The organism is Streptomyces sp. IBSBF 2435 (assembly GCF_036815005.1).
Lineage (GTDB): Bacteria > Actinomycetota > Actinomycetes > Streptomycetales > Streptomycetaceae > Actinacidiphila.
Genome location: NZ_JAJSYW010000255.1, coordinates 1 through 7,254 on the forward strand (window position 1 = coordinate 1; position 7,254 = coordinate 7,254).

Here is a 7,254-nt window from a genome sequence, read left to right on the forward strand (position 1 = left end):
GCCCACCCATGGCCGATTCCGGCATCCGACGGTTCTGAACCCGCGGGTGGCACCGGCGACCTCGCCGTGGTCGGCCAAAACCGCACCGCACTCCGCTTGACCGGCGGTGGCGGTTGCGGCGGGGGAGGCGGGCCCGGTGGTGCGCCTATGATCGCGCGTATGAGCGATCAGCAGCCGGCCACCGACCTGCCGGACCCGGAAGACCGCAAGCTCGTCACGCTGGCCCGGTCCGCCAGGGCGCGGGGCGGGGTGCCCGAGGGGGCCGCCGTGCGGGACGAGACCGGCAGGACGTACGTGGCCGGCACCGTCGCGCTGGAGTCGCTGCGGCTGAGCGCGCTCCAGACCGCCGTCGCGATGGCGGTGGCCAGCGGCGCGAAGTCGCTGGAGGCCGCCGCGGTGGTCACCGCCGCCGACGCCGCGGACGACGCCGGCCGCGCCGCGGTCCGCGACCTCGGCGGCGCCGCCGTACCGGTGATCGTGGCGGGCCCCGACGGGTCCGTACGCGGCACCCTCGGCGCGGGCTGACCCGGGCCACCCGCGCGTCGGCCGGCCCGGCCGCCCCGGGGGCCTACAGCGCGTCCGGGCCGCGTTCGCCGGTCCTGACGCGGACCGCCGTCTCCACCGGCACCGCCCACACCTTGCCGTCGCCGATCTTGCCGGTGCGGGCGGCGGCCACCAGCGCTTCGATGACCGCGTCGGCGTCCGCGTCCTCGACCAGGACCTCGATGCGGGCCTTGGGGACCAGGTCGACGCGGTATTCGGCGCCGCGGTAGACCTCGGTGTGGCCGCGCTGCCTGCCGTAGCCGCTCGCCTCGGTGACCGTCATGCCGTGCACCCCCATCTCCTGCAGGGCCGTCTTCACGTCGTCCAGCTTGTACGGCTTGATGACGGCGGTGACCAGCTTCATCCCAGTGGGCTCCTGTCGTGGGCGGCCTGCGCGCCGGCGTGCACGGCGGCGCCGTGGGACATGCCGTGCGTGAGTACGCCGTGATCGTAAGCGGTCTCCGCGTGCACGGTGAGGTCCAGGCCGGTCCTTTCGTGCTCCTCGCTCGCCCGGAAGCCCATCAGCCTGTCGATGGCCCGGCCCAGCCCGTACGTCACGGCGAAGGCGTACGCCCCGACCGCCGCGACCGCGACGGCCTGCCTGCCCAGCTGCGCGAGGCCGCCGCCGTAGAACAGGCCCTCGGGGCCGCCGGTCATCGACTCGGTGGCGAGCAGCCCGATCAGCAGGGTGCCGACGATGCCGCCGACCAGGTGAACGCCGACCACGTCCAGCGAATCGTCCACGCCCCAGCGGAATTTCCAGCTCACCGCGTACGAGCACAGCACGCCCGCGGCGAGCCCGACCACGGCGGCGCCGGGTACGTCCACGCTGCCGCACGACGGGGTGATCGCGACGAGGCCGGCGATCGAACCGGACGCGGCGCCCAGCGTCGTGGCGTGCCCGTCCCTGCGCTTCTCGACCAGCAGCCAGCCCAGCAGGCCCGCGCAGCCCGCGGTCTGGGTGTTGAGGAAGGCGGCGCCGGCCATCCCGTCGGCGCCCAGCGCGGACCCGGCGTTGAAGCCGAACCAGCCGAACCACAGCAGACCCGCGCCGAGCAGCACCAGCGGCAGATTGTGCGGCCGCATCGAGTCCTTGCGGAAGCCGAGCCGCGGCCCGAGCACGATCGCCAGCGCAAGACCCGAGGCGCCCGAGCACACCTCGACGACCGTGCCGCCCGCGTAGTCCAGCGCGTGCAGTTTCGCCGCGATCCAGCCGCCGTCGGCGAAGACCCAGTGCGCCACGGGGACGTATACGGCCAGTGTCCACACCACCACGAAGACCACCCATGCCCCGAACCGTGCCCGGTCCGCCACCGCCCCGCTGATCAGGGCCGCGGTGATCACCGCGAAGGTCAGCTGGAAGGTCGCGAAGAGCAGGGTGGGGACATGGCCGTGCATCGAGGTGGGGCCGATGCCGTGCATGCCCAGGTGGCCGAAGTCTCCGATCAGGCCGAGCCCGCCGGCGTCGTGGCCGAAGGCGAGGGTGTAGCCGGCGGCCAGCCACACCATCGTGACCAGCGCGATCGACACGAAGCTCATCATGAGCATGTTGAGCACGCTCTTGCTGCGGACCATGCCGCCGTAGAAGAGCGCGAGGCCCGGCGTCATCAGCAGTACCAGCGCGGTGGCGGCCAGCAGCCACGCGGTGTCGGCGGCGTTCACAGCCGTCTGGTCGGCGGACAGCAGCAGCACGAGGGGGTCCCCTTCCACGGGCGGGTAGGGGAAGCGTCACGGGCTCGCGTTACCGTACGTGGGCGAGCAGGTTTCCGCGGTGTTTCGTGTTGCGCGGGCATTTCGGCACCCTCACCGGGGTGCCCGACTGCCGCCGTGAAACCTGCCGTCCTCGTCCACCCCCGCCATCGGGGAGAATGAGGCCCATGAGCGCTCGTACCCCCTCCGCCGCCGGCCCCGCACACCGGTCCGGCTTCGCCTGCTTCGTCGGTCGTCCCAACGCCGGCAAGTCCACTCTTACGAACGCTCTGGTCGGCCAGAAGGTGGCGATCACCTCCAGCCGGCCGCAGACGACCCGGCACACCGTGCGCGGCATCGTGCACCGGCCGGACGCCCAGCTCGTGCTGGTCGACACCCCCGGGCTGCACAAGCCGCGCACCCTGCTCGGCGAGCGGCTCAACGACGTGGTGCGCAGCACCTGGGCCGAGGTCGACGTGATCGGCTTCTGCCTGCCCGCCGACCAGAAGTTCGGCCCCGGCGACACCTTCATCGCACGCGAGCTGGCCGGGGTCCGCAGGACGCCGAAGGTCGCGGTGGTCACCAAGACCGACCTGGTCGACTCCAAGGCCCTCGCCCACCAGCTGCTCGCCGTCGACAAGCTCGGCCGCGACCTCGGCTTCGAATGGGCCGAGATCGTGCCGGTCTCCGCGGTCGCGGGCGAGCAGGTCGGCCTGCTCGCCGACCTGCTCATTCCGCTGCTCCCGGAGGGTCCCGCCCTCTACCCCGAGGGCGACCTGACCGACGAGCCCGAGCAGATCATGGTCGCCGAGCTGATCCGCGAGGCCGCGCTGGAAGGCGTGCGCGACGAGCTGCCGCACTCCATCGCGGTGGTGGTCGAGGAGATGCTGCCCCGCGAGGGCCGCTCCGCCGACCGCCCGCTGCTCGACATCCACGCCAACCTCTACATCGAGCGCCCCAGCCAGAAGGGCATCATCATCGGCCCCAAGGGCGCCCGCCTGAAGGAGGTCGGCGTCAAGTCCCGCCAGCAGATCGAGGCGCTGCTCGGCACGCCGGTCTTCCTGGACCTGCACGTGAAGGTGGCCAAGGACTGGCAGCGCGACCCGAAGCAGCTGCGCAAGCTCGGCTTCTGACACTTCCCGGCGTTCCGCGCCGCCGGGCCGTTCGCCGGCGTTCCGGGCCGGCAGGCGTCCTCCGGCGTCCCGGGCTGCTCGGCGGCCGGGCGTCCTCCGGCGTTTGGAGCCGCCAGGTGTTTCCCGGTTCAGGCCCGCCCGGCCGCCGGGCCGTACGCGCACAGGAAGGTGCGCACCGCCGCGTGCGCGATGGCCCGGGTCTGCTCGGCGGGGACCTTCCGGGTGCCCAGCCGCGACCGCGCCTCCATCGGCGCGGTGAGCAGCGCGAGCAACTGCTCGGCGGCCTGGGCCGGTTCGCAGTCGCGCAGCCCGCCCGACAGGGCCAGCCGCGCCAGCCGGTCGGCGAGGGCCTCCGCCAGCCGGATCGACGTACGCTCCTGAACGGCCACCATTAGCTCGGGGAACGCGCCGGCCTGCGCGTACGTCAGCCGGCGCAGCGCGGACGACCGCTCGTCGCAGCACACCAGCAGCATCCGGTGTGCCACATCCTCCAGCGCCGCCCGCAGGTCGGGGCCGGGCGCGCGCAGCCGCTCCACGATCGCGATGTTCTCCGCCATGACGGTGTCGGCGGCGGCCTCCATCGCGCGCTGGAAGACGGTCTCCTTGTCGCCGAGGTGGTTGTACAGCGTCGGCTTGGCCACGCCCGCCTCGTCGGCGATCTCCTGCATGCCCGCGGCTGCGTATCCCCGCCGGGTGAAAACGGCGAAGGCCGCGCCGAGAATCGCCTCGCGCTTGTCGATACGCCCCCGGGTCGTCGCCGCCACCGGCACATCGTAGCGCCCGCGGGCCTTGTCCTTAAGCCGAGGTGACCATTAAATTGAACCCGCTGGTTCATTAGAATTGACTGACAGGGAAGTGGGCAACCATGATCGTCAACATCCTGCGGTTCGCGTTCAGGCCGGGCACGACAAAGGAGCGGCAGTCCGAGGTGCTGGCGGCGATGCGGCGGACCGCGTCGGTGGAGTCGGCGGAGTACGGCACGGTCGGGCGCGACCTCGGCGACCCGGCGGAAGGCTTCAGCCACGCCTACTGCGTCGGGGTGGCGGATCTCGACGCGCTGGAGCGGTACCTGTACGACCCGGTCCACCTCGCGGGCGACGACGACATCCTGCCGTACGTCACCCGGCTGTCCGCGGTCCGCTTCACCGACGACCCCGACCCGGCGGTCGGCGCGGGCATGGCGGCGCTGGTCCAGGCGAAGCTGGCGGCGTACCCGGAGTGGGCGCGGCAGCTCGACGAGGCCGCGCGGAGGTAGCGGGCGGCGGGCCTGAGGCGGCGCCCCCGGTGCGGTCGGGGTTTCAGGCCCGCGTGCCCGGGCGCCCTGTCCTGGCCGGGTCGAGATAGGGGCTCGGGCCCTTCAGGGTGCGGTGGATCGGGGCCGTCTCCGTCCGGCGCAGGCCCGGCAGCGCGGCCACCGGCCCGGTCAGGTAGCGGTACAGCGCCCGGGGGTCCCGGCACAGCACGGACGCGTAGACGTTCGCCGTCCCCGTGATCGCGGCGGCGAACGCCACCTCCGCGTGCCCGGCCAGCGCCTGCCCCGCCTCGGCGAGGGCGGCCGGCTCGACCTCAAGCCACAGCGAGGCCCGCATCTCGGGCGCGAGCGCCCCGGTCCCGAAGTCGAGGTCGTAGTAGAGCGCCCCGGACGCGCGCAGCTCGGCCATCCGCCGCCGTACGGTCGTCGGGGACCAGCCGGTGAGCCCGGCGAGTTCCGCGGCGGGGGTGCGCCCGTCGTGGGCGAGCGCGTCGAGCAGCCGCCGGTCGGCGTCGCTGAGCTGGACCGGGTCGCCGTCCGCCTCGACGGCGGGCGGACGCAGCGCGCGCAGCTGCTCGGGGTCCAGCGGCCCGGTCCTGCTGACCGGGCTGAGGTCGTGGCCGAAGAAGACGTGCAGCAGCGCGTGCGCCGTCACCTGCACCACCCGCGGGGTCCGCGGCAGCTTCTGGAGCAGCAGCGCGTCGGGGTCCGTGCCGGGGCTGGACGCGTGGGTGAGGCAGAAGATCTCGGTGCCGCCCGACAGCAGGCTCACCCAGCGGGTGTCGGTGCGCCGGGCCAGCGCCTCGCCGACCGACGCGGCGGCGTCGGGGGTGCAGCAGACCCGTACGAACCACGGGGTGAGCCCGACCCGCAGCGGATCGGTCAGCCCGAGCACCCGCAGCCCGGCGGACGTCCGCAGCCGGGCGTAGCGGCGGGCGACCGTCTGGTCGGAGACGCCCAGCACCTCGCCGACCCGCCGGAAGGGCGCCCGGCCGTCGAGTTGCAGCGCCTGCACGACCTGCTGGTCCAGCAGGTCGAGAACGCGCAGCGGCGCCCATGTGGTGTCGGATCCCATGCCGACATCGTAGGCGGAGTCGGATTCCACCGCCGGGGCGGCCATGGCTGTGGCGTATGACCGCGGTCACGCAGCCTGAGAGCGTCAACCCCGCTCCACCGCACCACCGAAACGGAGTACACCTCCATGCGCAAATGGCTGCCCCTCGTGACGATCTGCCTGGGCGCTTTCATCCTCCTGGTCGACGTCACCATCGTGAACGTCGCCCTGCCGAGCATGGCGTCCGACCTCGACGCGCCCTTCTCCGCCCTGCAATGGGTGATGGACGGCTACGCCCTCGCCCTCGCCGCGCTGCTGATGGTCGCCGGCTCGCTCGGCGACCTCTTCGGGCACCGCCGGCTCTACGTCGCCGGGCTCGGCGTCTTCGCGGCGGCCTCGCTGGGTGCCGCGCTGTCGCCGAACTCCGCCGTGCTGATCGCCGCGCGCGCCGTGCAGGGAGTCGGCGGGGCCGCGATGTTCGCCACCTCGGCCGCGCTGGTCGCCGCGACCTACCACGGCCGCGACCGCGGGGTCGCCTTCGGCGTATGGGGCGCGGTCAACGGCGCTGCCGCCGCGGCGGGGCCGATCCTCGGCGGCCTGCTCACCCAGGGCTTCGGCTGGCAGGCGATCTTCCTGGTCAACCTGCCGGTGGCCGTCATCGCGATCGTGATCGCCCTGCGGGCCCTGCCGGCCGCCGGGCAGCGTGGTACGGGCCGGCTCGACCTGCCGGGCGCCACCACCTTCACGCTGGCCGCCGCCGCCCTGACCTACGCCCTGATCCGCGGCGGCGACGACGGCTGGACCGACGCGCTGACCCTCACCGCCTTCGCGGTGGCCGCGGTCGCCGCGGTCGCCTTCGTCCTGGTCGAGGCCCGCTCCGACCACCCGATGCTCGACCTGGCACTGCTGCGCCACCCCGGCTTCAGCGGCCTGCTCGGCGGCGCGCTGCTCTACCAGGCCGCGGCGTTCAGCGGCCTGGTCTACCTCTCCCTCTGGCTGCAGAACGTGCTCGGCCTCAGCCCGATCCGCGGCGGCCTGGCCCTGACGCCGATGGCCGGCACCGCCTTCGTCGTCGCCGCGATCGCCGGGCGGCACATGCACCGCTTCCCCGCGCGGGTGCCGATCGGCGGCGGCCTGTTCATCATCGGCGCGGGCTGCGCGCTGCTGGCGCTGACCGTCCACGCCTCCTCCGGCCAGTCCTCGGTCATCGCCGGGCTCGCGGTGATCGGTGTCGGCGTCGGCCTGACCACCCCCGTCCTGGTCTCCGCGGCCGTCGACGCGGTCCCGCCGCACCGCGCGGGCATGGCGGGCGGCGCGGTGAACACCGCACGTCAGCTCGGTATGACCATCGGTATCGCCCTCTTCGGCGCGGTCTTCACCGCCCGGCTGCGCGACGTCGCCTCGCACGGCGGCACCCCGCACGCGGCGTACGCCTCCGCGCTCGACCGCATCTCCCTCTACGGGGCTGCCGCGGGTCTCGCGGGCGCGATCGCCGTCTTCGCCCTGGTCCGCCAGGGCCGCACCGCGGACCCCGCCCCGGCGGCCGGCAAGCTGGACGACGTCGAGCACGTCGTGATCTTCAT

The 7,254-nt window shown here is 73.7% G+C and carries 8 protein-coding genes; 4 read left to right on the top strand and 4 right to left on the bottom strand.

The genetic code is table 11. The features are described 5' to 3' along the window. Positions 1-147 precede the first annotated feature (147 nt). On the top strand, positions 148-525 hold the full coding sequence (locus V7E46_RS31020) for a cytidine deaminase (RefSeq protein WP_333771525.1): 378 nt from the start codon (positions 148-150) through the stop codon (positions 523-525). A gap of 43 nt (positions 526-568) precedes the next feature. Here the strand turns inward: V7E46_RS31020 and V7E46_RS31025 are convergent, their stop codons facing one another. Both V7E46_RS31025 and V7E46_RS31030 read right to left on the bottom strand, forming a co-directional pair. Next, the gene (locus V7E46_RS31025; RefSeq protein WP_333771526.1) at positions 569-907 is read right to left on the bottom strand and encodes a P-II family nitrogen regulator; all 339 of its coding nucleotides are present in this window, start codon (positions 905-907) and stop codon (positions 569-571) included. After that, the gene (locus V7E46_RS31030; protein ID WP_333771527.1) at positions 904-2,253 is read right to left on the bottom strand and encodes an ammonium transporter; all 1,350 of its coding nucleotides are present in this window, start codon (positions 2,251-2,253) and stop codon (positions 904-906) included. The genes V7E46_RS31025 and V7E46_RS31030 overlap by 4 nt, the downstream gene beginning before the upstream one ends. Before the next feature lie 158 nt (positions 2,254-2,411). Here V7E46_RS31030 and era point away from each other — a divergent pair, with 158 nt between their 5' ends. Beyond that, the gene (era, locus tag V7E46_RS31035; protein ID WP_333771528.1) at positions 2,412-3,365 is read left to right on the top strand and encodes a GTPase Era; all 954 of its coding nucleotides are present in this window, start codon (positions 2,412-2,414) and stop codon (positions 3,363-3,365) included. A 128-nt stretch (positions 3,366-3,493) separates the two neighbouring features. On the opposite strand, the gene V7E46_RS31040 is transcribed toward era, so the two are convergent. Then, a complete protein-coding gene (locus tag V7E46_RS31040; RefSeq protein ID WP_333771529.1) occupies positions 3,494-4,129 on the bottom strand; it encodes a TetR/AcrR family transcriptional regulator in 636 nt (211 codons plus the stop codon). Positions 4,130-4,230: 101 nt separating this feature from the next. Between V7E46_RS31040 and V7E46_RS31045 the strand changes: the two genes are divergently transcribed. Continuing rightward, the gene (locus tag V7E46_RS31045; protein ID WP_333771530.1) at positions 4,231-4,620 is read left to right on the top strand and encodes a Dabb family protein; all 390 of its coding nucleotides are present in this window, start codon (positions 4,231-4,233) and stop codon (positions 4,618-4,620) included. Positions 4,621-4,663: 43 nt separating this feature from the next. Here V7E46_RS31045 and V7E46_RS31050 read toward each other — a convergent pair whose 3' ends face one another. Further along, a complete protein-coding gene (locus V7E46_RS31050) occupies positions 4,664-5,692 on the bottom strand; it encodes an Lrp/AsnC family transcriptional regulator (protein ID WP_329179094.1) in 1,029 nt (342 codons plus the stop codon). A 126-nt stretch (positions 5,693-5,818) separates the two neighbouring features. On the opposite strand from V7E46_RS31050, the gene V7E46_RS31055 reads away from it, so the two are divergent. Beyond that, on the top strand, positions 5,819-7,254 hold a 1,436-nt coding region (locus V7E46_RS31055), incomplete at its 3' end, for an MFS transporter (RefSeq protein ID WP_333771531.1).